This window comes from Mesorhizobium sp. WSM4884 (assembly GCF_029625675.1).
Taxonomy (GTDB): Bacteria; Pseudomonadota; Alphaproteobacteria; order Rhizobiales; family Rhizobiaceae; genus Mesorhizobium.
Genome location: NZ_JARTVO010000098.1, coordinates 1 through 235, shown reverse-complemented (window position 1 = coordinate 235; position 235 = coordinate 1). Strand labels below are relative to the sequence as shown.

Below are 235 nucleotides of genomic sequence, written 5' to 3'. Positions count from 1 at the left end.
GGTAAACTGTGCGAACTTCACCGGCGGGTTCGCGGTAAAGATGTTTTCATATCGTCCCACGCTCTCGAGGAACACGGTTCGTGCAAGGATGGCCACGCCTTTACGGGCCACAATGAACGCTCTTTCTATGAAGTCCTCGGCCAGCCGAAATGGCGGGTTAGTGATCACCCAGTCGTGGGACTGCGCTTCATAGGGAAAGCTAAGGAAGTCCCTAACTTTGCCGAATCCATAGGAA

At 53.6% G+C, this 235-nt stretch carries 1 pseudogene; it reads right to left on the bottom strand.

Annotated elements, in window-relative coordinates:
* Positions 1-235 (bottom strand): annotated as a pseudogene (locus P9236_RS30810) (SAM-dependent methyltransferase); the annotation flags it as partial.